Below are 24,705 nucleotides of genomic sequence, written 5' to 3' on the forward strand. Positions count from 1 at the left end.
GGACACCCCCGTGCGGGAGCGCTCAGACCACCGGCGGGCGGCCCAGACGCGCCATGAGCCAGACCGTGCTCCACCGCATTGGCCGCCGCTGACCGCACGGCGTACGGACACCCTCCGCGAACCCGCCGAACCACGCCCGCAGTCCCGGCGCCGACCGGGTGCGGGCCAGGGTGAGGGCCGTCCAGCAGCCCAGGTAGAGCGGCACGAGGACCGCCGGCAGATTCCGCTTCGCAAGCCATACGCGGTTGCGGGCGGTCATCCGGTAGTACACGCCGTGCCGGGTGGGAGGCGTGCGGGGATGCTGGAGCACGAGCTCGGGGACGTAGAGGATCCTCCAGCCGTCGTCGAGGGCGCGCCAGGCGAGGTCGGTCTCCTCGTGCGTGAAGAAGAAGTCCTCCGGCCACCCGCCCACCCGCTCCAGCATCCGCATCGACAGGGCGTGCCCGCCGCCGAGGAACGTGGTCACCTGACCTCCGCGCATCGGGTCGGTCCTGCCGATACGGGGCACATGCCGGCGCTGCGTGAAGCCGGTCTCGTCGGCGATCCGGAAACTGACGATGCCCAGCGCGGGATCGGCGTCGTACATGCCGGCGATGCGGCTGAACACGTCGGACTCGATGAGCAGACCGTCGTCGTCCAGGTCGACGAGGACGTCGACGTCCCCGAACTCCCGCAGCCGCTCCATGGCGACGTTGCGTCCGCCGGACACGCCCAGGTTCTCGGCAAGCTCGATCCCCGTGACACCGGGCGGCAGTTCGGGCAGGGGCGCGCCATTGGAGACGACGACCACGCGCGTGGCGGGATGGTCCTGCGCGGCCACGGAGTCGAGCAGCGCCCGCAGCTCGGTGGGGCGTGTGCCCATCGTCAGTACCGCCACACCCACACGCGCTCGGGTCACGTCCGCATCTCCATCCGCCACTCGCCGTCAGTGAACGGTGAGCTTAACCAGATGTGTCGTGCAGATGTACGGAGACGGGCCCGGGGGTCCCGCTGTGGCGGTGCCGCCCCGGCAGGGCTGCTCCGGCCGGGCCGCTGCGGCGTGACCGCTACGGCCGCCGCCACCCGGGGTCGCGGCCGGTCAGGGCCAGCAGTCGGTCGAGGTCCGACGCGCCGGTTCCACCGTCCGGCAGCTCGAACTCCTCACCGAAGGCACCCATTTTGCGCCCCATGGGAGCAATTGCGCGGAACGACTCCAGCACTTCACCGACGACGACCGGATCGGGCGAGTACTCCTGACCGGTGGCGCGGGCCAGGTCCCACGCGTGGACGGTGAGATCACCCAGGACCATCCCTCCGACGGTTGCGGCCGGCAGCCCCATGGCGCCCGAGGTACCCTCCTCCGCGCCGGGGGCAGCCCACGCCCTGACGAGCGCGGCCGTCTCGTCCGCGAAGGCGGCCCGCCAGTCGCCGCGGCCGACGTAGTCCGGTGCGACGCTGAAGTCGGCGTCCTGCTTCGCCGCCAATGCCTGGAAGTTGACCACCACCTGGAAGAGATGGTCGGCCAGGGCGCGTACGTCGTACTCGGCGCACGGTGTCGGGTCGGCGAGCCGCTCGTCCGTGATGCCCCGCACTACCGGGACGGACTTTTCCGCAGCTGCCTCGAGCAGGTCACTGATGGTTTTTGTCATGAGCTCACCGTAAGCACCCCGGCCCGCGGCCCGTATTGAAGAAACGCGACACGGAGCCGACCTAGGATCGGAGGTATGACCGGTCCGCGACGTGACACGAGGGGGATCGTGGAGGCCCGCGAGCTCTTCGCTCGCGTCCGCTTCCGCCGCCGCGAGCCCGCCCCCGTCCTGCGCCCGTATCTCGAGCACTACTGGCTCATCGACTGGGACCTGACCGAGCCGTACGCGTCCCATGTGGTGCCGCATCCGTCGGTGAACGTCGTCTTCCAGCAGTACGGTGACGAGCCCGCCTGGGCCGAGGTCGCAGGCATCGGTCCGGAGCTGTTCACACAGAAACTGGCGGGCCGCGGACGCGTCTGCGGGGTGCAGTTCCGGCCGGGCGGCTTCCGGCCGTTCGCACCGCACCGACCCGTGTCGGGGTGGACGGGGCGGCGGCTGCCGATCGGCGACGTACTGCTGCCCGACGCGGACGGCAGCGCCGTGGACACCGCCGTGCGGAGCGTCGTCGGGCCGGCCGACGAGGACGCCAGGGTGGCGGCCCTCGACTCCTTCCTGCTGGCCCTGGGGCCGCGGCCGGACCCGCAGGCCGTGCGCGCCATGCACCTCGTCGACCGGGTCCGCACCGACCGCTCACTCACGCGCGTCGCCGAACTCGCCGAGTCCGAGGGCCTGTCGGCCCGCTCACTGCAGCGTCTCTTCGCCTCATACGTGGGCGTGGGTCCCAAGTGGGTCATCCTGCGCTACCGCATCCACGAGGCTCTGGAACGCGCGGAGGAGAGCGGCGGTCCGGCCGACGGAGTCGACTGGGCCCGCCTCGCCGTTGAACTGGGGTACAGCGACCAGGCTCATCTCGTACGGGACTTCACGGCGACGGTGGGCGTGCCTCCGGAGGCGTACTCCAGGACCGGCCGGTAGGAGCCGCTGCCGGTCGAACGGCACCCTCGTCCGGTGTCCGCTGCCGGACCCGCGCCCTACAGTGCGGAACATGGACGTCAAACCATCAGCGGTACGGATCGAGCCTTGGTCGGAGAGCGGCCTCGACCTTCTGCGCGCGGCGAACGCACCGGAGCTGATGGACCACCTCGGAGGGCCGGAGACGGAAGACCAGTTGCTCACCCGCCACCAGCGGTACGTCGACCTGAGCGCCGACCGCACCGGTCGGGGCCGGATGTTCCGCATCGTCCTCGACACCGGAGAACCGGGCGGCGGCGAGTCCGCGGGGACGGTCGGTTTCTGGGAGCAGACCTGGGAGGACGAGTGGGTGTACGAGACGGGGTGGAGCGTCCTGCCCGGGTTCCAGGGCCGCGGGATCGCGACGGCGGGAACGCTGGCGGTGGCCGAGGCGGCGAGAGCCGAGCGCAAGCACCGTTTCCTGCATGCCTTCCCTTCCGTCTCCAACGGCCCGTCGAACGCGGTGTGCAGGAAAGCCGGCTTCTCGCTCGTCGGCGAGTGCGACTTCGAGTACCCGCCGGGCAATCTGCTGCGCTCCAACGACTGGTGCCTCGACCTGGGCCCGGTGCCGGGCTGAGCGCCGGTGGCGGCTGAGCGGGGCACTGTCCGTCGGCGGGCGGCGGGACAGGCGGCCCGGCCGCGCGGAAAGTCCTGGCAGAGCCGCCGCGTCCGATGACATGCTGACGCTGTGAACGGACCGGAGATCACCATCCACGTCGCCCCCGAGCTGCGGCTTTTCGTCCCCTCGGACTACCGCCAGGGGCATACGGTCCTGGCCACCGACGGCTCGTCGACACTCGGCCATGTCGTGGAGTCGCTGGGCGTGCCGCTCACCGAGGCGGGCCGACTGCTCGTCGACGGCCGCCAGGTCCCGGTCTCGCACGTCCCGGCCGACGGAGAGCACGTCGAGGTGTGCGGCGTCGACCGCCCGCAGCAGGTCCCCGGCGCCCCGCTCCGCTTCCTCCTGGACGTCCACCTCGGCACGCTCGCCCGGCGGCTGCGCCTGCTGGGCGTCGACGCGGCGTACGAGAACGAGGACATCGGCGACCCGGCGCTCGCCACCCTCTCCGCGAAGGAGCAGCGGGTCATGCTCTCGCGCGACCGCGGGCTGCTGCGGCGCCGCGAGCTCTGGGCGGGCGCGTACATCTACAGCGACCGCCCCGACGACCAGCTGCGCGACGTGCTGGAACGGTTCGCCCCCACGCTCGCGCCCTGGACCCGCTGCACCGCCTGCAACGGCCCGCTGAAAGAGGCGGACAAGGACTCCGTCCAGGAACAGCTGCAGCAGGGCACGCAGCGCTCGTACGACGTCTTCGCGCAGTGCACGGCCTGCGGCCGCGTCTACTGGCGCGGCGCCCACCACGCCCGCCTCGAGGCCATCGTCAGCGACGCCCTCCGCACCACCGGAGCGTAGGGCCTACCCGTCGCCTGCCCGGCGGGGCGGAGGCTGCCCGGCTCACGGTCACGGAGCGGACGACCCCGGCGGCCTCGCGCCCGGACCAACGGTCCCGGCTGCAGCCACTCCCGACTGCGGCCGCTCAGGGCCTCTCTCCGGTCAAATAACGCTGCACCGTCGGCGCGAGCCAGCCGACGACCTCTTCGGGAGTCATGTCCACAGCAGGCGGGAAGCGCAGCACATACCGAGCCATCGCCATGCCGAGTATCTGCGAGGCGATGAGCGCCGCACGGCGAGGCGCTTCCGCGGGCTCTGGGCACATGGCCAGGGCGATCGGCCCCAGCTGATCCCGGAAGATCCCACGGGCGCGCTCGGCGGCCACGTCATTGGTGACGGCCGCGCGCAGCAGGGCGGTCAGGACCTCGTCCTGCTCCCAGCGGTCGAGGAAGTGGGCGACGAGAGCTGCGCCGGCGTGCTTGACGGGCAGCGCACCCAGCTCCGGCAGGCGCAGATCGAACTCGGAGGCAGCGGCGAAGAGGCCTTCCTTGTTCCCGTAGTAGCGCATGACCATCGAGGGGTCGATCCCCGCGTCGCGGGCAATCGCGCGGATCGTGGCGCGCTCGTACCCGTCGGCGGCGAAGCGCTCGCGGGCGGCTTCGAGGATCGCGGCCCGGGTGGCATCGGAGCGGCGGGGTCCGGTCGTTGCTTCCGTCGTCATGCCAACAACTGTAGGCCAACAAGTGTTGACACACCAGAGCCGAGGGATCTACATTTGCCAACAAGCGTTGACCAACAAGCGTTGACCGAGCTCGGCCTTTCGAGCGCCCGGATCCAGGAGGCCGCCATGCAAGGCAAGTCCAGCACCGGAAGCCCGGACCACCACCGCACCCCGAAACGTCCTGCCGAGGCCCCGGCGGCAGCCAGGGGCAGGGCCACGGACCAGGACACCTTCGACGCAGACGTCGTCGTCGTAGGAGCCGGCCCCACCGGCATGCTGCTCGCGGGCGACCTCGCCTCCGCGGGTGTCGGCGTCACGGTCCTGGAGCGCCGCCCCCGCGAGATCAGCAACATCACGCGCGCCTTCGGCGTCCACGCCCGCACCCTGGAACTCCTCGACGCCCGCGGTCTGGCCGATGAACTGCTCGAGAAGGGCACCCCCATCACGGGCCTGCGGCTGTTCCGGCACCTTTCCCTCGATCTCTCCCGGCTTCCCTCCCGCTTCCCCTTCCTCCTCATCACCCCGCAGTACGAGGTCGAGAAGCTGCTGGAGCGCCGCGCCCTCGCCGCCGGCGTCGATTTCCGGTACGGGGCGCAGCTCACGGGCCTCACCCGGTCCGACGCCTCCGTGACCGCGGAGTTCCAGGACGCGTACGGCGCGCGATCCACCCTTCGCGCCCGCTATGCCGTCGGGGCCGACGGAGTGCGCAGCGCCGTGCGCGAGGCGATGGGCCTGCCCTTCCCCGGCATCTCGGTGATCAAGTCCATCGTCCTCGCCGACGTGAGGCTCGCCGACGAGCCCGCGGACCTCCTCACGGTGAGCGGCGTGGGTGACGCCTTCGCCTTCATCGCCCCCTTCGGCGACGGCTGGTACAGGGTCATGGGGTGGAACCGCAACCGCCAGGTCCCCGACAGTGAGCCCGTCGACCTCGACGAGGTGCGCGAGATCGCCCGTCGCGCCTTCGGGACCGATTTCGGCATGCACGACGCGCGCTGGATCTCCCGTTTCCACAGCGACGAACGCCAGGCACCCTCGTACCGCAAGGGCTGCGTGTTCCTCGCGGGCGACGCCGCGCATGTGCACTCCCCGGCCGGCGGCCAGGGCCTGAACACCGGCCTCCAGGATGCTGCGAACCTCTCCTGGAAGCTCGTCTCGGCCGTCCAGGGCGACGCCCCCGACCCCGAAGCACTGCTCGACACCTACGAGTCGGAGCGCCATCCGGTCGGCGCGGCGGTGTTGCGCAGCAGCGGCGCGATCGTGCGCCTGGCCATGGCGCACACCCCGCTCCAGCGCGCTGCGCGGTCGCTCGCCTCCCGCGTCCTGAGCGGGTTCCGGCCGGCCTCCGCCAAGGCGATGGGCATGATCTCTGGCATCGGCATCTCATACGGCGGACCGCGCGGCTCGCACCGAGTCACCGGCCGGCGCGCACCCGACCTGCGGCTGGCGGAGGGCCGGCTCTACGAACTGCTGCGCAAGGGCGAGTTCGTGCTCGTGAGCCCTTCCGGCGGAGCGCCCGACGCACCGCCCGCCCCCGGCCGCGTGATACACGCCCACTGGACGACGGACCGGCGCACCGCGCTCCTGATCCGCCCCGACGGCTACATCGCCTGGGCATCGGGCCACGGGGTGACACCACGGTGACCGGCCCCACCCGTCCGGCCATGGCCACCACGTCAGAAGACGTACGGGTCCCCGGTGGCCGGCGCCAGCACCCGGTGCTCGTTGTTGTACGGGTTCCGGTCGCTCGCGCCGCCGTTCCAGGCGGTGCCGATCCGCACGACGACCTCGTGCGGGCCGCCCACCGTCCACAGCTCCAGGTGAAGGCTCCTGCCCGGCCCGGCCGCACGCAGCGGCCCCGCCGCACAGAGCAGTTCGCGCTCCCCCGCCCGCAGACAGCCAGGCGGCAGGTGCGTCACGCCGGCCAACGGCACCGACAGGGACAGCCGTACGGTCGCGTCCGGCAGGTCCGAGGGGCCATGGTTCCGGGAGGTCACGGCGAGCTCGATCCGGTCCCCGCTCAGCAGGACATGACCGTGATGGGCCACATCGGACTCGGGTGCGATCGTTCCCCCCTCAGCGCCCGCACTTGCCGCCCCCGAGCCGACCACCAGCCACACCGCCGCGGCCACGGCCGGCAGCGCCCTACGCATCGCACTCATAGCCAGACGATACCCATCGCCCCGATTTGAGCGCGTTTGCCCGTCGTCTCCGGCGCGCCCCGCCGAACTATTCTGATCACACGCCGATCAACATCGATCACACGCGCGAGGAGCCAGTACATGACCACCGCCGGTATCCCAGTCGCCGTCGTCACCGGAGCCAGCAGCGGCATCGGCGCAGCCACCGGACGCCAACTGGCCGCCGCCGGCTACCACGTCGTCCTCACCGCCCGCCGCAAGGACCGCATCGAAGCACTCGCGGCCGAGCTCACCTCCGCCGGCCACCAGGCCACGGCTCACGTCCTCGACGTCACCGACCGCCCGGCCGTCGACTCCTTCGCCGCGGGCCTCGACCGCTGCGACGTCCTCGTGAACAACGCCGGCGGCGCCCTCGGCGCCGATCCGGTCGCCACCGGCGACCCCGCCGACTGGCGCCGCATGTTCGAGGTCAACGTCATCGGCACGCTCAACCTCACGCAGGCGCTGCTCCCCGCCCTCACCGCCGGCGGAGACGGCACCATCGTGGTCCTCTCCTCCACCGCAGGCCTCACCACCTACGAAGGCGGCGGCGGTTACGTGGCCGCCAAGCACGGCGAACACGTCCTCGCGGAAACCCTCCGCCTGGAGATCGTCGGCACCCCGGTCCGCGTCATCGAGGTCGCCCCCGGCATGGTCAGGACCGAGGAGTTCGCCACCACCCGCTTCCGCGGCGACACCGACAAGGCCGCCAAGGTCTACGCAGGCGTAGCGGACCCGCTCACCGCCGACGACGTGGCCGACACCATCACCTGGGCCGTCACCCGCCCGCCCCACGTCAACATCGACCTCCTCGTCGTCCGGCCCCGCGCCCAGGCCTCCAACTCGAAGGTCCACAGGGAGCTGTGATGACCGACGCCCTCACGATCACCCGGCTCGCACCGGCCGACCTGCCCACCGCCGCGCCCGGCCTCGCCGCGCTGCTCCTTGACGCCGTGGACGATTGCCGCAGCAGCCGTAGCAGCGACGACGCCGGACCCTTACGGCACTCCACGCCGCATCGGCGGCTCCCCTCGACTGCCACGCCCGTAAGCAAACGTCCCGCCCGTACGATGAGCCCGTGACCTTCGCCGCGCCGCCGACGAGCCGCCGCCCTGCCGGGCGCGGCTTCGTGCTGCTGGTGCTGGCTGTGCTGGCCGGCGTGCTGGGCATGCACGCCCTGGGTCCCAGCCCGGCCCCGGCAGTGCAGGCCGGTATCGATCACGCCATGGTCATGGCCCACGCGCAGGACGCCTCCGTCGCAGTCGGGGATTGCTCGCACACTGCCGGCGGCGGATCGGCCCATCTCGATCATGCCGATGGGACCTGCGCGGCGACCGGAGTCAAATCCCCCTACACCCCGCCCGCGCTGAGCCCGGCGTTCGCCGATGCCCCCGCTGCTGTCGAACCGGTCGGTGGCGCGCGGGAGTCGGCTGTGAGTACCCGGGGGCCGCCGGTCCTGTCCGAGCTGCAACTCCTACGGATATAGGGCGCGGCGCACAGCACCTCCTTGTCCCGGTCTTCCCGGGCAGCGGTGCCGATGCTTCGCCCAATCCTCTTCCCGTATTCACGCAGGCCTTGAGAGGGCTGCGTGCAAAGGAGTTGCACCACATGAACAGCAAGCGCTCGATGATCCGCCGTGCCGCCGCCGTTATCGCTGCCGGGGCGGCTGCCCTGGTGCTGGCCGCCTGCGGCGGCAGCAGCGACGACAGCTCTGCCGGACACGACGGACGACACACCTCGAAGACCGCGTCGGCCTCCGCATCGGCTGCTCGGGGGCAGCACAACGTGGCCGACGTCACGTTCGCCAAGGGGATGATCCCCCACCACCGGCAGGCTGTGGAGATGGCGGACCTGGCGCCGACCCGGGCGGAGTCGGCGGAGGTGAAGAAGCTCGCCGAGGAGATCAAGAAGGCTCAGGACCCGGAGATCAAGACGCTGTCGGGGTGGCTGGCCTCCTGGGGCGAGGAGATGCCGGCGGAGGGCTCCATGGACCACTCCACGCACGGCGATGCCGGCGGCATGATGACCGCCGAGGAGATGGCGAAGCTGGAGAAGTCCTCGGGCAAGGCGTTCGACGCCGCCTTCATGGAGATGATGATCAAGCACCACGAGGGTGCGGTCCAGATGGCGAAGACGGAGCAGCGGGACGGTTCCCACCGGCCCGCCATGGTGATGGCCGACGCGATCGTCACCTCCCAGAGCGCTGAGATCACCCGGATGAACAAGCTCCTCGGCAAGAACTGACACCTCACGGGGCCCGTACGGGCGGGCGCCGCAGCCGGCGCCCGCCCCCTCCGGCATACCCGACTTCCCGTTCGCCGGGACACCACGTGGTCACGCCTTCGGCTGCGGTTGACTCGCGCGCGACGCCGGGCCGCGGTGTCGTTGACACGGACGCGTGCCGAAGCCCAACGCACGGGTGGCATCGGGCGCTCAGCCGTGAAGGGACAAGGCATGCACATATCCGGGCCCCTGGCGGGCCGCCGACGCCATGTCGCTGTCATCGCCGCAGTGGTGACCTGCTCGACGGCGCTGACGACGGCGCCGACCGGGCAGGGCCTCGCCGGCGCCGACGGTACACCCGCGCCTTCGGTGGCCGCCCCGCAGCTGGACTGGAAGCCCTGCGTGCAAGGCAGTGAGTTCGACTGCGCGACCGCGAAGGTGCCGCTGGACTACGGCAACCCAGGCGGGCGCACCATCGAACTGGCCGTCGTCAAACGGAAGGCAACCGGCACCGGACGACGTATCGGCACACTGTTCTTCAACCCCGGCGGCCCCGGCGGGCCCGGGACGGTGCAGATGCCGCAGAACTACGGAGCCTTCCCGCGCGAGGTGCGGGAGAGGTTCGACATCATCAGCTGGGACCCCCGTGGGATCGGCAGCAGCACCGCGGTGAACTGCTTCGCGAGTCCCCAGGAAGCCGCCAAGTGGGGTGCGACCAAAGCTGCCGGCTTCCCGGTGGGCGAGAAGGAGCGGACGGCCTTCGTCGCCGCGTACAAGGATCTGGTCCGGCGCTGTGAGCAGCGTGACCCCGAGCTCCTGCGCCATGTGTCGACCGCCGACACAGCCCGCGACCTCGACCGGCTCCGCCAGGCGGTGGGCGAGCCGCAGCTCACCTACCAGGGGATCTCCTACGGAACGATCCTGGGCGCCACCTACGCGAACATGTTCCCGGACAAGGTCCGCGCCATGGTCCTCGACAGCAACATCGACCCGCAGGCCTGGACGAATCACGCGTCCGACAACAACCCCCGGCTCTCGACCTTCCTGCGCATGGGTTCGGACCGCACCGCGGCAGCAACACTGAAGCAGTTCCTCAGCCTGTGCGGGTCCGCCCCCACTACCCGCTGCGCGTTCTCCGCCGGCAACCCGAAAGCGACGCAGGACAAGTTCGACCAGCTGATGCAGCGGCTCCGGAAGCATCCCGTGGGTACGTGGACCTATGCCGGCACCGTCGCCGACGTGGTGAACAGCCTCTACGTCGTCCACCCCGGGTGGGCGGACCTCGCCGGCCGGCTGCAGGCACTGTGGCAGGGCCGCGTCGCGGAGCCGTCCCCGTTCCCGCCCGCACCGGCGGTCCCGAATCCGAATCCGTACCTGGGCGAGGAACAGGGCGCTGCGGTGTTCTGCGGCGACAGCCCCCATCCGCGTGCCCCCGGTGTCTACCACGCCCTGGAGGAGGCAAGCGCCGCCCGTGCGGGCGACGCCGGGCGCTTCTGGACCTGGGCCGCCGAGGGGTGCGCCACCTGGCCGGTCGCCGCCGACCGTTACCTCGGCCCGTGGAACAAGTCGACGGCGCACCCCGTACTGGTCGTCGGCACCGTCTACGACCCCTCCACGCCTTACTCGAACGCGCAGGCCATGGCCAGGGAACTGGCCAACGCCCGCCTGCTCAACCACAACGGGTACGGGCACACCGCACTGGTCAACCCCAGCAGTTGCGTCCAGGCCCACGAGAGCCGGTACCTCGTCGAAGGCACCCTGCCGCCGGCCGGAACCACCTGCCGACCGGACACGCTCCCCTTCTCCGCACCCAAGCCGAGCGGCGGCGTCGCCACCGGCGGCGGCGGGACGGCCGACTGACACGCCGAACTCGCCGCAACAGGCCCCGGACCGTGATCGGCAGTCGGTCAGGAACTTTGACGCCGGTTGACCAGCAGCCGAGGAAGAAGCTGACTGCCGCCGAGGTGGAGCGCCTGATCGAGCGGCTCCGGGGCGTGCCGACGGGGCCCCGAGCCTCGAAGAGGCATTGGCCCTTCGCGAAGAAGTACTCCCAGCGACGCCCGCGCGGCTGATCCACATCGGTCAACCACACGTTCACACAAGGGTTGCCGCCGATGTCCGTCCACACCGGGGCGGGCGGGGTGACCGTGCGCCGCCATGGACGAGACGAAGTTCCCCACCCTGTGTTGCCCATCGGCCCTTCACCCTTGCGGCCGCCGAGCGCTCGCGCGTGACGGAACTCCGGGATCTGCTGGCACCGAACCAACCAGACATACCGGAGGTCGCGCCATGCCGGACAACAGGTCTGCGGGTCCGGGTGGGCAGGAGCCCGACGCTTCGGGCGCCGGGGGCGGACAGCCCGAGTTGGAACGACTGCGGACACGCATTGACGCGCTGGAGGCCGCCAAGACGGCCCGGGTGCCCCATCACCGGTGGCGGTCCTTCTTCTCCGCCCTGCTCATCGTCATCGGCTGCATTCTCGCTCCGCTTGCCGCCGTTGCCTCCTGGACGGCGGACGAGGTGGGCGACACAGACCGCTACGTGGACACGGTCGCGCCGCTTGCTTCGGACCCCGACATCCAGAATGCCGCGGCGAACAGGGTCACCAATGCGGTGATGGAGCACATCGACCTGCCGACCCTGCTCGAAGGCGTGGCGCCCGCGGACCGGCCGCTGGCCCAGAAGGCGCTCGGCAAACTCGGCAATTCGCTGGAGAGCGCTGTCCGCAGTTTCGTCCACGACAAGTCGGAGGAGGTCATCGCCTCCGACACCTTCGAGAACATCTGGATCCAGGCCAACCGACGGATCCACGCGTCCGTCGAGAAGGCCCTCACGGGCTCCGGCGGCGGCGCGGTGAAAATCAACAACGACTCGGTCTCCGTCGACCTCGGACCGGTCGTCGACCAGGTCAAACAACGCCTCGTCGACGAAGGCATGACGGCGGCTTCGAAGATCCCCGAAGTGCACACCGACTTCACGGTGCTGCGCGCCGACAACATCGGCAAGGTCAAGACGTACTTCCGGCTCCTGCAGATCGCCGGGTTCTGGCTGCCTGTGCTCTCGGTGGTGCTCATCGCGGCCGGAGTCCTGCTGGCCAGACACCGCAGGCACGTTCTGGTGGCCGCAGCGCTCGCCTTCGCCTTCGCCGTACTTGTGCTCGGCCTGAGCCTGACCGTCTTCCGCGTGGCCTACCTGAACGCGCTGCCCGACAACGTCTCGCAGGCCGCGGCCGAGTCCGTCTACGACACGCTCACGCGCTACCTGCGCAGCACGGTCCGCATGGCGGCAACGCTCGGCGTGGTGATCGCCCTGGCCGCTTGGCTGAGCGGCCCCGGCCGTTCGGCGACCTTCGTACGGCAGTCGTGGCACTCCGGCATCGGGGCGGTCCGCGCCACCGCCGACCGCATGGGCATGCGCACGGGCCCGGTCGGACCATTCCTCCGCCGCCACCGCACGTGGATCACCTGGATCCTGGTCGGCCTGGCGGTCCTGACGTACATCCTGTGGAGCTACCCGACGGCGCTGGTCGTCCTCGGCATCACACTGGTCTGGCTCTTCGCCATGGCGCTGGTGGAGTTCCTTGCGGGCGGCCGCGAGGGCGAACACGCCTCGGCGGCCGATGCCGTGTCCGGGCCGTGAGCCCCCAGCGCCCGGGCACGAAGTGCGCAGCCTTCACCTCGCCCCGGTTTCACCCGCAGGGGCCCGGTGAACTCCGCGATGCGTTCGGCTCGCTCGTCCGCCATCAGCCCTTCTCCCCGGTGACGGTGAGCGCCGCACCGGTGGCGCGAAGCACCTTCCGGGCCCGGCGTTCGACGAGGATCGGGACGTAGGTTCTGACCCTCGCCTCGCGGAAACTGGCGTACGCGGTCAGGACCGTTGCCTCGACGGTGGCCACGTCGGCCCAGGGGCAGGCGGCTGCCAGCCGCGCCGCTACGCGGCCGATGGCCGTGAGTTCGTCCGGGGACACGGGTGGCTCGACGTTCGGCGTCGGCGACATTGCTGGATGCGCGTGGTCCACCAGGCCGGGACAGCTACGCCACTCCTCGGCGGAAGGACATGCGCCGGTCCGAGGTTCCTGCCGGTCGGCCGTCATGGCCGCGCCACCCCGGCATCCGGGAGCGGCAACACGGCCCCGGCTCCGTTCAGGAATGTCACAGACTGCATGGCCACGACCTCCAGACCCCAGAACCTGGGAGTGTCCATCGCCTGACAGCGAGTCCGTCACGCTCATGCTCCGGCCGCCGGTCAGACCGCCCCTGGAGACCGCCGTCACGACGAGACACCTTCGTGATCGGCAATCGAATCTCGCCCCGGGCTGCCACCGTGCTGCCCTGCCTCAAGCGTGCGCCGCAGCCGAACTCACCGCACTCCGGACGAATGAGGCAGCTCGAGACGCGTCGGGCCGTCTCGGCTCCCGCCCTGGGCAATCCCGGCGCGTTGCTGTCCGGCGACGGGCAGAAAGTCGGCGCCCCCCGACGTGCGGGACGCCCAGGGCGCGCCGGAAGGCGCCGGGGAAAGCGCACAGCGGCCCGCGACGTCTGCGCTGAGCCGGGCGGAATCCGCCGGCCGGGGCCTGCTGCCGCCCACCCAGGTGGCGGCGACCTCGTCAGATCGGATGATCACCGGTCCGCCTGCCCGCCCCATGCCAACGCGAGCCGTGCGCCATGCGTGAGGCCTGGATGCGTTCTACGGTTGAAGCAAATCCCGACGCTCCGCGGAATCCGTTCCTTCCCTTCCCCACTCGCGCTCGGAAACCCATCAGGAGGTCATGCGACATGTCCACTGCATCGGAAACCCCTGTCCTGGACACCCTCGCCGCCATGACGGTCGACTCGATCGAGCGGTGCGGGCTGTCACCGGACATGCTCATGCTCACGCGTATCGCGGCCCTCGCTGCCTCGGATGCCCCGCCGATCTCCTACGCGGCCCATATCGACCCCGCCCTCAAGGCCGGCATGACCGCCGACCAACTGCAGGACGTCCTCGTCGCCATCGCGCCCATCGTGGGCACCGCCCGCGTCATGACGGCAGCAGGCAACATCGCCGCGGCGCTCGGCATCGCCATCGCCGTCGCCGACGCCGAGATCGAGGCCCAGGGCTGAGAGCAGAAGCCCAAGCCCACCCGGCATCGATGATCGGCGCGGCCGACATCGGAGAAGGCCACGGGACGTCCGGCCGCAGTGCCCTGCGCCGGACGTCCCGACGGCGCAGGGCCAAGCAGGAGGGCCTTCGATGCCTCAGAACGCGACCACGGCGATGCGCGCGGCAGCCCACGCCACGCCCGAGGAACGCGCCGCCCTCGGCAAGGAGGCCCGGCGCCGCACCCCGCGATCGGGCCATACCGAGTACACCCCGTCCCCTCACAGACCGGACCCGCTGGCGATCCTGGAAGCGCAGTCCGCGACACGGGTGCCCGAACTCGTTCCGATCCGCTACGGCCGGATGACGGAGTCCCCGTTCCGCTTCTACCGGGGCGCCGCCGCAATCATGGCGTCCGACCTGGCCGACACCCCGCACTCGGGGCTCACGGCCCAGCTGTGCGGAGACGCACACCTGCTGAACTTCCGTCTGCTTGCCTCGCCGGAGAGGCAGTTGATATTCGACATCAACGACTTCGACGAGACGCTGCCGGGCCCGTGGGAGTGGGACGTCAAGCGGCTGTCGGTGAGTCTCGTGATCGCGGGCCGGGCGAACGGCTTCGACGACGCCGAGCGCGCCCGCATCGTGAGCTCCACGGTCCGTTCGTACCGCGAGGCGATGATCCGCTTCGCTCAGACAGGCAACCTCGACGTCTGGTACGCGAAGATCGACGCAGCCCGCCTCGAGGCCCTGGCCGCAGGCCGGCTCCACAAGCGCGGTCGGAAGAACCTGGCCCGCGCCATGGCGAAGGCCCGCACCCGCGACAGCCTGCAGGCCTTCGCCAAGGTCGCCGGGACGGTCGACGGCCGGACCAGAATCGCTGCGGATCCTCCGCTGCTCGTCCCGATCAGCGATCTGATGCCGGACGTCGAGCGCAGCGCGCTCGAGCACCGGTTCCGCGGCCTGATCGAGCGGTACGGCCGCACTCTCGCTTCCGACCGGCGCACACTCCTGGAGGACTACCAGCTTGCGGACGTCGCCCGCAAGGTGGTCGGCGTCGGCAGTGTCGGCACCCGATGCTGGATCTTCCTGCTTCTGGGCCGGGGCGACCAGGACCCGCTTTTCCTCCAGGCCAAGGAGGCCGACACCTCCGTGCTCGCCGAACACGTCGGCGCGAGCCAATACCGCAACCAGGGCGAGCGGGTGGTCTCGGGGCAGCGGTTGATGCAGGCCACGAGCGACATCTTCCTCGGCTGGGAGCGGGTGGACGGGATCGACGGAAAGCAACGCGACTTCTACGTCCGCCAGTTGCGCGACTGGAAGGGCATCGCCATGCCGGAGAGGATGCAGCCGAAGGACATGCAGGCATTCGGCGAACTGTGCGGAGAAACGCTGGCTCGTGCGCACGCGCGGTCCGGCGACCGGATCGCGATCGCCGCCTACCTGGGCAACGGCGACCCGTTCGACCGAGCACTCGCGACGTTCGCGGAGGCATACGCCGACCAGAACGAGCGTGACCACCAAGCCCTGGTCGACGCAGTGCGCGCGGGCCGGCTCCCCGCGGAGGAACTGCCCGCGACCTGATCGTGCTGCTCGAAGCACCCGGAGTGCTCGACGCCGGGCAGGTGGTCGCCGATCCGACCAGGTGGTCGCCGGTCCGAGCCGGCTGGATCGAGTGGAGAGGCGGCAATCCGCCAATGGGATGCGGCCTGGCTGCGGCGCTGGTCTCGACCGCGGCTGCGGTGTGTGGCATCAATACCGCAATGCGTTGCGGACCTCGGCGTTCACCGTGCCGGTCAGGTCCCGGTTACTCCGTGCGGTGGCGCGGGCCGTGCCGCCGGCGGCAACCTCGGGGATCTCGAGGACGACCACGTCGAGCAGGTTGCCCGACTGGTCCTTGAAGTTGACCACGAGGGTGTAGCGCCTGGGCTTCGAGTCGGGGTTGGTGACGTTCACCGGGACCTCTGCCCGGCCGTTGGAGCCGGTCGCGACGCTGCCGAGGGCGACGTCCCCCTTGGCGTCCAATCCGCCCTTCACCTTTGCCAAAGCGGCCGACGCCTTCGCCTCGGCTGAAGCGACCGCAGAAGCCGCCGCCGAGGAAGCGAGCGCGGACGCCTCCGACTTCACCGCCGAAGCCGCGGGGGAGGTCGAGGGCTCGTCCGACGTGCAGCCGGTCAGTCCGGCCCAGCCGAGCAGGACGGCCGCCCAAGCAGCGGCGCATCGGTGGGCCTGGCGTTCCATGGCTGCTCCCGGCTCGACGGCGATTCCGTCCAGCGTCGGCCGTGCCGACCCGCCGCACCAGCCAAGCGCAGCACCCGGGTGACGTCGACAGACGGTCGACAGGACACGGAGGCGATGCCGGACGGGCGAGATGCCGTGGCGCCTCGCCCATCACGAAGGGGCTGACGAGAGTCGATCACCACAAGACGTGGCGGCCGGGCGAGGTGGAATCCACCGACTGACACGGACTCTGGAACCGGCGTCCCGCCAGCTTTGGGAGCGCGGCACCCTCCGGCCGGCCACGCAGGCCCCGCCCTCACGCGCCGACCCGACCGAGCTCGCACCGGAGAGCCCCGTACTGCGATGAGTCCGGACTCGTCGAACAGGTGGAGTCCTGGATCTCAGCCCTTGACGCAGATGACCTGCTTGAGCTTCGCAACGACCTGCACCAGGTCCCGCTGCTGGTCGATGACCTGACCGATCGGCTTGTACGCGCCCGGGATCTCGTCCACGACGCCGGAGTCCTTACGGCACTCCACGCCCCGCGTCTGGTCCTCCAGGTCCTTCGTGGAGAATTTCCGCTTCGCAGCGTTCCGGCTCATCCGCCGACCAGCCCCGTGCGACGCCGAGTTGAACGACTTCTCGTTCCCCAGACCACGGACGATGTACGACTCCGTGCCCATGGAACCGGGGATGATCCCCCACTCCCCCGCGCCGGCGCTGATGGCCCCCTTGCGGGTAACCAGCAGATCCATCCCGTCGTACCGCTCTTCGCTGACATAGTTGTGATGGCAGCTGATCACACCAGGGCGGTACTCAACGGTCTTCATCCGGCCTTCGGCATCTTCCTGCCGGCAGGAGATGACCGGATCGAAGGTCACCTTCGCCTTGCGGAACTCCCTGCGGACCACTTCCTGGAAGAGGCCCATCATCACCGCGCGGTTGTACTTCGCGTACTCCTGGGCCCAGAACAGGTCGTTCCGGTATGCGGCCATCTGCGGGGTGTCCGCCACGAAGACGGCGAGGTCCCGGTCGACCAGGCCCTGGTTGTGCGGCAGGCCCTGCGCCACGCCGATGTGGTGGTCCGCCAGCTCCTTGCCGATGTTCCGCGACCCCGAGTGCAGCATGAGCCACACCGAATCGGACGTGTCGATGCAGAGCTCGACGAAGTGGTTGCCGGAGCCCAGCGTCCCCATCTGCTTGGTCGCCCGATCCCGGCGGAACCTGACCGCGTCCGCGATGCCGTCGAACCGGTCCCAGAAGTCGTCCCAGCCGCCGGTCGGGAGGCCGAAGACCCTTCCGGGGTCCACCATCTCGTCGTGCATCCCGCGTCCCACCGGGATCGCCTGCTCGATCTTGGAACGGAGCCGCGACAGGTCACCCGGCAGGTCGTTCGCGGTCAGCGACGTCTTCACCGCCGACATACCGCAACCGATGTCCACACCGACCGCGGCCGGGCAGACCGCCCCGTGCATCGCGATCACCGAGCCGACCGTCGCGCCCTTGCCGTAGTGGACGTCCGGCATCACGGCGAGGCCCTTGATCCACGGCAGCGTGGCGACGTTCCGCAGCTGCTGCATCGCGACGTCCTCGACCGACGTCGGGTCGGTCCACATACGGATCGGAACCTTCGCGCCCGGCACCTCTACATACGACATAGTTCCTCAGTTCCCCCGAAAAGACATGAAACGCAAAAGCCGTGCCGAATGGCAGCGAAAGGCCCAACCGACCGGCGGTCACGGCAGCGTGTGCGATAGACATTGTGTCCACCGGCCTCCGACGGGCGGCAACCAGTTTTCGCCGTGACAGCGACACGGAGCACCGACAGCGAGCACTGACGGAAGACAGACAGAAGGGAGCCTGGGCGTGCGACGAAAGGCCTACGTGCCCGGCATGGCGGCGCTCCTCGCGGCGCTCGTCACCGGCTGCACCGCCGGCGACGGCACCGAAGGCTCCGGCATCGAATCCAAGGCGGGTGCGGCCCAGGCCTCCGCGGCGCCCCCCGGCAAGTACCGCACGCTCCTCGAGCCCTGCGGCGCCGTCGAGACCTCCACCCTCAAGGACCTGCTGCCGGGCGTCGTGACGCTGCCCGAGGAGCAGCAGCAGAAGGTGCTGCGCGGCACCGCGGCCGTCACCTATGACACGGACAGGCGGGTCGCCTGCAGCTGGAAGGGCGACTCACCTGACGCCTCGCACCAGCTGCGGGTCGACTTCGAGCGTGTCGTCTCCTACGACCCGGCCGTCAGCGACGACGACCGTGCGCAGGAGGTCTTCCTGAAAAAGCAGGGCTCCGCCTCCGCACCGATCGCCACCGCGCCCCCCGAGACCGGGCAGGAAGCGGAGGAGGACGCGGACGCCTCGCCGTCGACCGGGCAGAGCTCGTCCGACGCGGGCCAAGGCCGGCACGGCGGCGAGGCCGGCGGCGAGAGCGACGGCGCCCCGACTCCCGGCGCCTCGACGGACACCCCGGCCGGTGCCGACGGCTCGGCCACGCCCGGGAGCCACTCCGGGGAGGGCCTCGAGCCGCGGGCGCTGAAGGAACTCGGTGACGCCGCGTTCCTCGACGACGTGCTCGGCCGGGCTGGTTCCACGGCTCAGCGGCGCACGGTGAGCGTGGTGTTCCGCACATCGAACGTGATCGTCACCGTCGTCTACGGCGAGCAGCCGGCCCTGTCGACGGAGGTCCCCGACAGCAAGGAACTGCAGGAAAAGGCGCAGAGCCTGGCCCGGAAGCTGGCGGAGCACTTCGACGAGTGAGCAGGCTCGCGGCCCGCTGCCGGCCGTTCAAACGTTCCGCGGTCCGGCCCATCGAAGCGCCGTGTCCGCGTACGGTGGCCTCGCCGGACGGTCCGGCGGGCCCGGACGGCCGCCTGTCGGCACGACCGACCGTCGGCACGACCGCAAGAGCGCATGAGCGTAAGAGCGCAAGCCGCAACAGCGAAAGACCGAACGACCGAACGACCGACTGAAGGAACCATGCCCCGTTCAGCCCCGCGACTCACCCGAATACTCGCCTGCGCCGCCGTCCCGGTGATGCTCGTCGTCGCCGGCTGCTCGTCGGACTCCGACAGCACGTCCAAGGACTCCGGTTCGTCCGCCTCCGCCACCCCCGAGGCGAAGAAGTCCCCGACCGTCGCCCCTGCCAAGTTCGCCAAGCTGCCGGACCCGTGCGACTCGATCGCGAAGAAGACGATCGAGGACCTGGTACCGGGCGCCAAGTCCAAGAACGGCACGGCCGGCAAGTCGTCGGACATCGCGCGGCGCGGCAGCTGCTCCTGGAACGGCCTGGACGACAACGGCGTGAAGGGCTCGCAGTACCGCTGGCTCGATGTCTCGTTCCTCCGCTACGAGTCCGACGCCACCCTCGGTGTGAGCGCCGAGCAGCGCGCCAAGGATTCGTTCGAGAAGGAGATCGGGAAGGCCAAGGGCACGGAGGGTGCCAAGAGCGTGAAGACCGCGCCTGTGTCCGGTATCGGTGACGAGGCGACGACGGTCAACTACACGCTCCGCAAGACCGACGAGGACTTCGTGTACGTCACGGTCGTGGCGCGCACCGAGAACGGTGTGATCACCCTCACCTACAACGGCACTGGTTACGCGGGGGCGAAGAACCCGTCGTCCTCCGACCTGACGAAGGACGCCCAGAAGGCGTCGAAGGAAGCCGTGGCCGCTGTCGCCACCGCCAACAAGTAGGCCCGTGCGCCCGGGCGCATGTGGGCCCGGGCGCATGTGGGCCCGGTGGGCCGCGTCCCGGGAGCAGGCGACCCCGGCCCGCGGCCGCCTGCCGGGTACAAGTGCATAACGCCGGGAGGCCGGAGGGACGGACTCCGGTGGCATGTGCCAGGCTGTGCCCGCCGGTTCAGGCTTTGGTTCGGGTTCCGGTTCAGGAATTGGGGAGGGGTCGCGGGTGGCCGCGATGCAGCTGACACGCACACACAGAGTGCTCATCGGGGTCGTGGTCGCGGGCGCTCTGGTCATCGCCGCGATCGGCTTCGCGGGCTCGTACGCCGCCGTGCGCGAGCTCGCGGAGCAGAAGGGCTTCGGCGACTTCTCCCTGGTCTTCCCGATCGGCATCGACGCGGGCATCTGTGTGCTGCTCGCGCTCGACCTGCTGCTGACATGGATGCGAATACCGTTCCCGCTGCTGCGTCAGACGGCCTGGCTGCTGACATTCGCGACGATCGCGTTCAACGGCGCCGCGGCGTGGCCGGACCCGCTCGGCGTCGGCATGCACGCGGTGATCCCGATCCTGTTCGTGGTCTCCGTCGAGGCGGCCCGGCACGCGGTGGGCCGGATCGCCGACATCACGGCCGACAAGCACATGGAAGGCGTGCGCCTCACCCGCTGGCTGCTCTCGCCCGTGCCGACGTTCAAGCTGTGGCGGCGGATGAAGCTGTGGGAGCTGCGCAGCTACGAGCAGGTGATCAAGCTGGAGCAGGACCGGCTGATCTACCAGGCCCGGCTGCAGGCCCGTTTCGGACGGTCCTGGCGCCGCAAGGCCCCGGTGGAGGCGCTGATGCCGCTGCGGCTCGCGAAGTTCGGTGTGCCCCTGGCGGAGACGGCCCCGGCCGGTCTGGCCGCCGCGGGCATCGAGCCGGTGCTGCTGCCACCGGCCCCGGCGCAGGAACTGGAGTCCCGTGCCACCCCGGCCGGGGAGCCGGTGGCGGTTGCCGAGGAAGTGCCGAGCCAGTGGTTCGCCACGCCACGGAAGAGGCACTACCAGGGCGAATACGACCCCAATTACGAACCCCCCGCGTACGGACCTCTGCATGAGCACCAGCCCTGGTACGACGAACAGCCGCAGCAGATCCCGGTGCTGCGGCCACACGAGGCGGAGCCCGAGCCGCCGGCGCCGGCTGTGCTCCAGGCTCCGGAGCCGCGCTCCCAGACGCCGGAGCACCAGTTCCAGGTGCCGAACGGAGCAGGCGGTACGCGGCCACTGGGTGAGGGCGTGAAGGAAGCGGCACCGTCGGACGATGAGCTGTACCAGGTGTTCCGGCACTCGATAGAGGGCGAGGGCATGCCGACGCCCGGCGCCTTCGCCGGGAACGTCGAGGCCGCCTACGGACTGCGCCTCCAGTCCCGCGAACTGAACCAGTACATGGACCAGTTCGCGGCCCGCCTCAACGGTGAGCTGATGGAAGACCACATCGCGTAGGACCGCCACGCGTGGCTCAGCACTCGATACCGGGCTCAGGCCCGTTTCGTGTCCGCCTCGGCGCACGGCGGCGAGCACCGGGCCCGCCACGGCGAGGACGGCGCTGTTCGGACGCCAGGTGGGCCGAAGGACGCGGATACGGGCGGAGGGCCCCACTCCCGTGGGTGAAGCCCCTCCCGGGATCCCTGGAGACCGCAGCCGTCAGGCGTGACCCCGCACGCGGTCCTGCGCTACGAGACCTGGACGCTCCAGCCGACCGCGAGCCGGACCCGGAGTAGGTCCTGTACGCGATGCAGTGCGCCCTGGACGGAGAGACCTCACCGCCTCCCTTGACCTGCTCGATCGGCTTGGTGGTGCCGTCGGCCACCAGGACCCTCCGCCACGACAGGCCTGGACTGACTTCACCGCCGCTCGACAACCGCCCGTGACGCCGTTCCGCAGGCACATTGCGGGACAGCTCTTAGGGCTCGCAGAAGAACAACTTGCGGGCGAGCGACGCGCTGACCTGCGGAGTCAAGCCGCAAAACCCGCAAGTTGATTCTCTGCAAGCCCTTAGACCCGGGGCTCTTGAGAGTTTCCGGTGTGGCCGCCCTCTTCCCTCGCCCCATGGCCGGATCCCACGCCAAGACGTCGTACGTCTGCCTGCCTGCCGGGCCTCGTACAAACAGCCCTACGGCGACGACCGCGGGCGCCACTGCCCCCGCTGCGCCCAGCCACTCACCCACGTGGGCTCCGCCTTCGCCCGCCCCCGCGTCGCGACACCGCCGCCTGGCGCGTGCTCTCCGTCCTCCTGAACGCGGGTGTCCGGTTCCACAAGGGCTGCCGCGACGGCCCCGGATACCGCCCCCGCACCCTCCGCGAGACCAAGGAACGGATGGCGTACGCCCGCGCGACCGGAGAGCCGTTCGCCCGGTCCCTCGTCCGCCCCGAGCTGCCGTAACGCCCGGCGTACCACTCCGGAGCTCAAGTCCCGAACTTCGAGCCTTCTCTCTACGGAATAGACATCGGGGCCTGGCGAAGAATCGCACCTGGACTGCGCCTGCGACAGGCGCCTCGTCGCGGAGTTCCCCACTCCACCGGCACCACTCCGACCCGCCCGTCGCGGGCGCAGTACGCGGACAACCGGTGCGCCCACACGAACGAGCTAACCCGACCCAAGCGCCGTATTATGTCGTAGACGACATAATACGGTCCCCAGTATGGAGACCCTGCACGTCATCGAGCTGGAACCCGAGGTACGTCAATGGCTGGATCTTCTCCCCGCCAAGCAGTACCGCAAGGTCGAGGAGTATGCGGATCTACTGGCTGCTCTGGGCACGCTCACGCCCATGCCCTTCGCCCGCCCGCTGAGGGATGGCGTGTACGAGCTTCGTCCGACACTGGACGGCGAGGACACGAGGATCACCTACTGGTTCGCACCAGGACGGCGCATCATCCTGCTCACGGTCTTCCGCAAGACCCGCATGCGCGAGACTGCCCAGGTCGCTCGCGCCGTGACCGCACGTGCCGTGTGCGAAAGCGATCACGGGCCCGCCCACAAGACATACAGCCGCTGACCAGGAAGGGCCGCTCATGAACCACACGCGCTGGAAGCTCGCCCGCGAGCGGGAACTGAACGATGGACTCACCGAATCCCCGGAGATCGCTGCCGAGCGCGCGGAGACCCGGCTGGCCATGGCCTTCGCGAAGGCTGTCTACGACCGTCGCGTGGAGCTGGGACTGTCCCAGACCGAGGTCGCCGACCGCGCCGGCCTCACCCAGGCGAAGATCTCCCGGATCGAGGGCGCCGACTCCGTACCGACGCTTCCCCTCCTGCGCAGACTCGCCGCCGCGATGGAAGCCTCGCTGACCATCGCTCTGGACGAGGACCGAGAGGAGGTCACCTTCGCGGGCCGCCCTGCGGCCTGACACCCCTGAGCGGTGGGCGCCCTTCCCGTGACTCCGTGAGGCCGGCGACCGCAGTACAGTCGGCGCCGGGCCGCGCCCCGCCCCGTAGGGCCGCCACCGTCAACCGATCCCCACACGCGTTTCCCTATCACCACCACCCACCCGTACACCGGCGGCCGGTAGTACGTGTGGAGGTCCGAGACGGTCAGGTCGTACACCGTCTCGTCCGCACTGGTCCACTTCCTGACCGCCGTGACCCGAGGATATCTTCGGAGCGGTCTTGGCCTGTGCCTTCTTTAGAACCGGGTTACCGGTCTTCTTTTTTCGCGGCCCCGGAAAAGGCTGCGGCTGGAGGCTCGGGGTCCGTGAGGTGCGGGTATCCCGTCAAAAGCCCAGCGGCCCCACCGGAAACAGATCCGGTGGGGCCGCTGGGACTCTGTGAGGCTTCCCCTATCGGCGGTGTTTACTCGGGACCGGTGGTGGAGTCGCCTTCGGGGGAGGAGCCAAACCCCATACATCCGACCACTTTGAGCGGTTGCGGATCAAGGTAGAGACGAAAGAGGTATCCGCCTCGTTCGCGATCGTCCACGTTGGCCACAAGAACGCCCTGCTCGCCCTTTTCGGCAAGACCCGCAAGGCATTCCGTGATCCCAACAACCGGCTTACCGCGCCGCTGCAGACTTCCCACCCTCCCGCGAAGGATGCCCCGAAGCATCGACGCTGGGAGAGGTTTGAGCCAGAGCTCGAAAGGTGCTCCGGAAAGCAATGCATTCTTGGCCTGAATGCTGGCATCGGAGTCGGACTCGAATGCAGCGAGCAGTTCACTCGCGGATACCTCGTTCACCTCACCGCCGCCTGACTGGTGTCCAGGTTTGCCCGAAGTCGAAGCTGATGTCGTCGGCCAGGATTTCACCAACGATGAGATGCTCGTCTTCGAAGAAACTTTCATATGGACCGTCGTGGATCTGAATATTTCTCGACGGCCCTATGGCGGGATCGATGCTTGCCACCCTGATGCGCAGCATCACACCTCTCCCAATCCACTCGTCTCCCCGATTCTGGGCAAAGAACTCGGCAGTTTCGAAGTCGTCCGACCACGACGTGAAGATGGTATCCGTGCCATCTCCACCCGAGTGGTCGTTCATGTCCGCGCGGGTTCCGCGGGGCACCGCACGGCCTTGCGCAGCGGTGTCATAGCTATGGTGCCCCTCGACGGCACCGCGGTAGTAATACCCATCAACGTTCGCTCCACAGTTGTGGACCAAGAC

The 24,705-nt window shown here is 69.9% G+C and carries 26 protein-coding genes and 2 pseudogenes; 18 read left to right on the forward strand and 10 right to left on the reverse strand.

The genetic code is table 11. The features are described from left to right. Nucleotides 1-22: 22 nt before the first annotated feature. Together ACZ4SA_RS25970 and ACZ4SA_RS25975 are read right to left on the reverse strand one after the other, a co-directional pair. Nucleotides 23-898, reverse strand: a complete 876-nt coding sequence (locus tag ACZ4SA_RS25970) for a glycosyltransferase family 2 protein (protein WP_468278898.1) — start codon at nucleotides 896-898, stop codon at nucleotides 23-25. A gap of 148 nt (nucleotides 899-1,046) precedes the next feature. Beyond that, entirely contained in the window at nucleotides 1,047-1,628 is a 582-nt protein-coding gene (locus tag ACZ4SA_RS25975) for a TIGR03086 family metal-binding protein (RefSeq protein ID WP_468278900.1), read from the reverse strand. Nucleotides 1,629-1,703: 75 nt separating this feature from the next. On the opposite strand from ACZ4SA_RS25975, the gene ACZ4SA_RS25980 reads away from it, so the two are divergent. From ACZ4SA_RS25980 to ACZ4SA_RS25990, 3 genes are all read left to right on the forward strand, one after another. Next, the gene (locus tag ACZ4SA_RS25980) at nucleotides 1,704-2,543 is read left to right on the forward strand and encodes a DUF6597 domain-containing transcriptional factor (RefSeq protein WP_468278903.1); all 840 of its coding nucleotides are present in this window, start codon (nucleotides 1,704-1,706) and stop codon (nucleotides 2,541-2,543) included. Nucleotides 2,544-2,613: 70 nt separating this feature from the next. Next, nucleotides 2,614-3,156, forward strand: a complete 543-nt coding sequence (locus tag ACZ4SA_RS25985; RefSeq protein WP_468278905.1) for a GNAT family N-acetyltransferase — start codon at nucleotides 2,614-2,616, stop codon at nucleotides 3,154-3,156. 111 nt (nucleotides 3,157-3,267) lie between these two features. Then, the gene (locus ACZ4SA_RS25990) at nucleotides 3,268-3,993 is read left to right on the forward strand and encodes a Mut7-C RNAse domain-containing protein (protein ID WP_468278908.1); all 726 of its coding nucleotides are present in this window, start codon (nucleotides 3,268-3,270) and stop codon (nucleotides 3,991-3,993) included. A gap of 124 nt (nucleotides 3,994-4,117) precedes the next feature. Here the strand turns inward: ACZ4SA_RS25990 and ACZ4SA_RS25995 are convergent, their stop codons facing one another. Beyond that, the gene (locus ACZ4SA_RS25995) at nucleotides 4,118-4,693 is read right to left on the reverse strand and encodes a TetR/AcrR family transcriptional regulator (RefSeq protein ID WP_468278911.1); all 576 of its coding nucleotides are present in this window, start codon (nucleotides 4,691-4,693) and stop codon (nucleotides 4,118-4,120) included. 126 nt (nucleotides 4,694-4,819) lie between these two features. Between ACZ4SA_RS25995 and ACZ4SA_RS26000 the strand changes: the two genes are divergently transcribed. Next, nucleotides 4,820-6,334: an FAD-dependent monooxygenase gene (locus tag ACZ4SA_RS26000; RefSeq protein ID WP_468278914.1), complete on the forward strand. Its 1,515-nt coding sequence runs from the start codon at nucleotides 4,820-4,822 to the stop codon at nucleotides 6,332-6,334. Nucleotides 6,335-6,366: 32 nt separating this feature from the next. Here the strand turns inward: ACZ4SA_RS26000 and ACZ4SA_RS26005 are convergent, their stop codons facing one another. Continuing rightward, nucleotides 6,367-6,852, reverse strand: a complete 486-nt coding sequence (locus ACZ4SA_RS26005; RefSeq protein ID WP_468278916.1) for a hypothetical protein — start codon at nucleotides 6,850-6,852, stop codon at nucleotides 6,367-6,369. A 120-nt stretch (nucleotides 6,853-6,972) separates the two neighbouring features. Between ACZ4SA_RS26005 and ACZ4SA_RS26010 the strand changes: the two genes are divergently transcribed. The 6 genes from ACZ4SA_RS26010 to ACZ4SA_RS26035 all read left to right on the forward strand — a co-directional run bounded on the left by ACZ4SA_RS26010 (nucleotide 6,973) and on the right by ACZ4SA_RS26035 (nucleotide 12,732). Beyond that, nucleotides 6,973-7,737, forward strand: a complete 765-nt coding sequence (locus tag ACZ4SA_RS26010; RefSeq protein ID WP_468278919.1) for an SDR family NAD(P)-dependent oxidoreductase — start codon at nucleotides 6,973-6,975, stop codon at nucleotides 7,735-7,737. Then, nucleotides 7,737-7,952 carry a hypothetical protein gene (locus tag ACZ4SA_RS26015; protein WP_468278922.1) on the forward strand — a complete coding sequence of 72 codons (216 nt, stop codon included), beginning with the start codon at nucleotides 7,737-7,739 and terminating at the stop codon, nucleotides 7,950-7,952. The genes ACZ4SA_RS26010 and ACZ4SA_RS26015 overlap by 1 nt, the downstream gene beginning before the upstream one ends. Beyond that, a complete protein-coding gene (locus ACZ4SA_RS26020) occupies nucleotides 7,949-8,356 on the forward strand; it encodes a DUF6153 family protein (protein ID WP_468278925.1) in 408 nt (135 codons plus the stop codon). The genes ACZ4SA_RS26015 and ACZ4SA_RS26020 overlap by 4 nt, the downstream gene beginning before the upstream one ends. 122 nt (nucleotides 8,357-8,478) lie before the next feature. Then, entirely contained in the window at nucleotides 8,479-9,114 is a 636-nt protein-coding gene (locus ACZ4SA_RS26025; RefSeq protein ID WP_468278928.1) for a DUF305 domain-containing protein, read from the forward strand. 210 nt (nucleotides 9,115-9,324) lie between these two features. Further along, nucleotides 9,325-10,953 (forward strand): alpha/beta hydrolase, encoded by a 1,629-nt coding sequence (locus ACZ4SA_RS26030; RefSeq protein WP_468278932.1) that lies wholly within the window; start codon nucleotides 9,325-9,327, stop codon nucleotides 10,951-10,953. A 429-nt stretch (nucleotides 10,954-11,382) separates the two neighbouring features. Continuing rightward, complete coding sequence (locus tag ACZ4SA_RS26035; protein ID WP_468278935.1) at nucleotides 11,383-12,732, forward strand: hypothetical protein; 1,350 nt, start codon at nucleotides 11,383-11,385, stop codon at nucleotides 12,730-12,732. Nucleotides 12,733-12,835: 103 nt separating this feature from the next. On the opposite strand, the gene ACZ4SA_RS26040 is transcribed toward ACZ4SA_RS26035, so the two are convergent. Further along, entirely contained in the window at nucleotides 12,836-13,090 is a 255-nt protein-coding gene (locus ACZ4SA_RS26040; protein WP_468278937.1) for a three-helix bundle dimerization domain-containing protein, read from the reverse strand. A 778-nt stretch (nucleotides 13,091-13,868) separates the two neighbouring features. On the opposite strand from ACZ4SA_RS26040, the gene ACZ4SA_RS26045 reads away from it, so the two are divergent. Continuing rightward, nucleotides 13,869-14,195 carry a carboxymuconolactone decarboxylase family protein gene (locus ACZ4SA_RS26045; RefSeq protein WP_468278940.1) on the forward strand — a complete coding sequence of 109 codons (327 nt, stop codon included), beginning with the start codon at nucleotides 13,869-13,871 and terminating at the stop codon, nucleotides 14,193-14,195. 130 nt (nucleotides 14,196-14,325) lie between these two features. After that, nucleotides 14,326-15,756: a DUF2252 domain-containing protein gene (locus tag ACZ4SA_RS26050; RefSeq protein WP_468278942.1), complete on the forward strand. Its 1,431-nt coding sequence runs from the start codon at nucleotides 14,326-14,328 to the stop codon at nucleotides 15,754-15,756. 168 nt (nucleotides 15,757-15,924) lie between these two features. Here ACZ4SA_RS26050 and ACZ4SA_RS26055 read toward each other — a convergent pair whose 3' ends face one another. Both ACZ4SA_RS26055 and ACZ4SA_RS26060 read right to left on the reverse strand, forming a co-directional pair. Then, complete coding sequence (locus tag ACZ4SA_RS26055) at nucleotides 15,925-16,413, reverse strand: hypothetical protein (RefSeq protein ID WP_468278945.1); 489 nt, start codon at nucleotides 16,411-16,413, stop codon at nucleotides 15,925-15,927. Nucleotides 16,414-16,793: 380 nt separating this feature from the next. Beyond that, entirely contained in the window at nucleotides 16,794-18,050 is a 1,257-nt protein-coding gene (locus tag ACZ4SA_RS26060; RefSeq protein ID WP_468278948.1) for an RtcB family protein, read from the reverse strand. 208 nt (nucleotides 18,051-18,258) lie between these two features. Between ACZ4SA_RS26060 and ACZ4SA_RS26065 the strand changes: the two genes are divergently transcribed. The 6 genes and pseudogenes from ACZ4SA_RS26065 (at nucleotide 18,259) to ACZ4SA_RS26090 (ending at nucleotide 23,458) form a co-directional block, all read left to right on the forward strand. Further along, complete coding sequence (locus tag ACZ4SA_RS26065) at nucleotides 18,259-19,149, forward strand: DUF3558 domain-containing protein (protein WP_468278951.1); 891 nt, start codon at nucleotides 18,259-18,261, stop codon at nucleotides 19,147-19,149. Nucleotides 19,150-19,368: 219 nt separating this feature from the next. Next, nucleotides 19,369-20,085, forward strand: coding sequence for a DUF3558 family protein (locus ACZ4SA_RS26070; RefSeq protein ID WP_468278953.1), 717 nt, complete (start codon nucleotides 19,369-19,371; stop codon nucleotides 20,083-20,085). 223 nt (nucleotides 20,086-20,308) lie between these two features. Further along, nucleotides 20,309-21,550, forward strand: coding sequence for a DUF2637 domain-containing protein (locus ACZ4SA_RS26075; RefSeq protein ID WP_468278956.1), 1,242 nt, complete (start codon nucleotides 20,309-20,311; stop codon nucleotides 21,548-21,550). A gap of 606 nt (nucleotides 21,551-22,156) precedes the next feature. After that, nucleotides 22,157-22,490, forward strand: a pseudogene (locus tag ACZ4SA_RS26080) (deoxyxylulose-5-phosphate synthase). 259 nt (nucleotides 22,491-22,749) lie between these two features. Continuing rightward, nucleotides 22,750-23,106: a type II toxin-antitoxin system RelE/ParE family toxin gene (locus tag ACZ4SA_RS26085; protein WP_453330440.1), complete on the forward strand. Its 357-nt coding sequence runs from the start codon at nucleotides 22,750-22,752 to the stop codon at nucleotides 23,104-23,106. Nucleotides 23,107-23,122: 16 nt separating this feature from the next. Beyond that, nucleotides 23,123-23,458, forward strand: a complete 336-nt coding sequence (locus tag ACZ4SA_RS26090) for a helix-turn-helix domain-containing protein (RefSeq protein WP_453330439.1) — start codon at nucleotides 23,123-23,125, stop codon at nucleotides 23,456-23,458. A 131-nt stretch (nucleotides 23,459-23,589) separates the two neighbouring features. Here the strand turns inward: ACZ4SA_RS26090 and ACZ4SA_RS26095 are convergent. The 3 genes and pseudogenes from ACZ4SA_RS26095 to ACZ4SA_RS26105 form a co-directional block, all read right to left on the reverse strand. Then, nucleotides 23,590-23,655, reverse strand: a pseudogene (locus ACZ4SA_RS26095) (hypothetical protein); the annotation flags it as partial. Nucleotides 23,656-23,900: 245 nt separating this feature from the next. Next, a complete protein-coding gene (locus ACZ4SA_RS26100; RefSeq protein WP_468278960.1) occupies nucleotides 23,901-24,281 on the reverse strand; it encodes a hypothetical protein in 381 nt (126 codons plus the stop codon). Between the two features lies 1 nt (nucleotide 24,282). Then, a complete protein-coding gene (locus ACZ4SA_RS26105) occupies nucleotides 24,283-24,582 on the reverse strand; it encodes a hypothetical protein (protein ID WP_468278963.1) in 300 nt (99 codons plus the stop codon). Between the last annotated feature and the right edge of the window lie 123 nt (nucleotides 24,583-24,705).

It is taken from the genome of Streptomyces sp. NPDC027962 (assembly GCF_055566095.1).

Excerpts from the sequence above, each read along its gene's own strand:
- ACZ4SA_RS26075 (WP_468278956.1), top strand. The coding sequence starts at position 20,309 with ATGCAGCTGACACGCACACACAGAGTGCTCATCGGGGTCGTGGTCGCG.
- ACZ4SA_RS26010 (WP_468278919.1), top strand. The coding sequence starts at position 6,973 with ATGACCACCGCCGGTATCCCAGTCGCCGTCGTCACCGGAGCCAGCAGC.
- ACZ4SA_RS26000 (WP_468278914.1), top strand. The coding sequence starts at position 4,820 with ATGCAAGGCAAGTCCAGCACCGGAAGCCCGGACCACCACCGCACCCCG.
- ACZ4SA_RS25980 (WP_468278903.1), top strand. The coding sequence starts at position 1,704 with ATGACCGGTCCGCGACGTGACACGAGGGGGATCGTGGAGGCCCGCGAG.
- ACZ4SA_RS25975 (WP_468278900.1), bottom strand. The coding sequence starts at position 1,628 with ATGACAAAAACCATCAGTGACCTGCTCGAGGCAGCTGCGGAAAAGTCC.
- ACZ4SA_RS26005 (WP_468278916.1), bottom strand. The coding sequence starts at position 6,852 with ATGAGTGCGATGCGTAGGGCGCTGCCGGCCGTGGCCGCGGCGGTGTGG.
- ACZ4SA_RS25985 (WP_468278905.1), top strand. The coding sequence starts at position 2,614 with ATGGACGTCAAACCATCAGCGGTACGGATCGAGCCTTGGTCGGAGAGC.
- ACZ4SA_RS26085 (WP_453330440.1), top strand. The coding sequence starts at position 22,750 with ATGGAGACCCTGCACGTCATCGAGCTGGAACCCGAGGTACGTCAATGG.
- ACZ4SA_RS26055 (WP_468278945.1), bottom strand. The coding sequence starts at position 16,413 with ATGGAACGCCAGGCCCACCGATGCGCCGCTGCTTGGGCGGCCGTCCTG.
- ACZ4SA_RS26015 (WP_468278922.1), top strand. The coding sequence starts at position 7,737 with ATGACCGACGCCCTCACGATCACCCGGCTCGCACCGGCCGACCTGCCC.
- ACZ4SA_RS26090 (WP_453330439.1), top strand. The coding sequence starts at position 23,123 with ATGAACCACACGCGCTGGAAGCTCGCCCGCGAGCGGGAACTGAACGAT.
- ACZ4SA_RS26045 (WP_468278940.1), top strand. The coding sequence starts at position 13,869 with ATGTCCACTGCATCGGAAACCCCTGTCCTGGACACCCTCGCCGCCATG.
- ACZ4SA_RS26050 (WP_468278942.1), top strand. The coding sequence starts at position 14,326 with ATGCCTCAGAACGCGACCACGGCGATGCGCGCGGCAGCCCACGCCACG.
- ACZ4SA_RS26030 (WP_468278932.1), top strand. The coding sequence starts at position 9,325 with ATGCACATATCCGGGCCCCTGGCGGGCCGCCGACGCCATGTCGCTGTC.
- ACZ4SA_RS26035 (WP_468278935.1), top strand. The coding sequence starts at position 11,383 with ATGCCGGACAACAGGTCTGCGGGTCCGGGTGGGCAGGAGCCCGACGCT.
- ACZ4SA_RS26070 (WP_468278953.1), top strand. The coding sequence starts at position 19,369 with ATGCCCCGTTCAGCCCCGCGACTCACCCGAATACTCGCCTGCGCCGCC.
- ACZ4SA_RS26060 (WP_468278948.1), bottom strand. The coding sequence starts at position 18,050 with ATGTCGTATGTAGAGGTGCCGGGCGCGAAGGTTCCGATCCGTATGTGG.
- ACZ4SA_RS25995 (WP_468278911.1), bottom strand. The coding sequence starts at position 4,693 with ATGACGACGGAAGCAACGACCGGACCCCGCCGCTCCGATGCCACCCGG.
- ACZ4SA_RS26025 (WP_468278928.1), top strand. The coding sequence starts at position 8,479 with ATGAACAGCAAGCGCTCGATGATCCGCCGTGCCGCCGCCGTTATCGCT.
- ACZ4SA_RS26040 (WP_468278937.1), bottom strand. The coding sequence starts at position 13,090 with ATGTCGCCGACGCCGAACGTCGAGCCACCCGTGTCCCCGGACGAACTC.
- ACZ4SA_RS26105 (WP_468278963.1), bottom strand. The coding sequence starts at position 24,582 with ATGAACGACCACTCGGGTGGAGATGGCACGGATACCATCTTCACGTCG.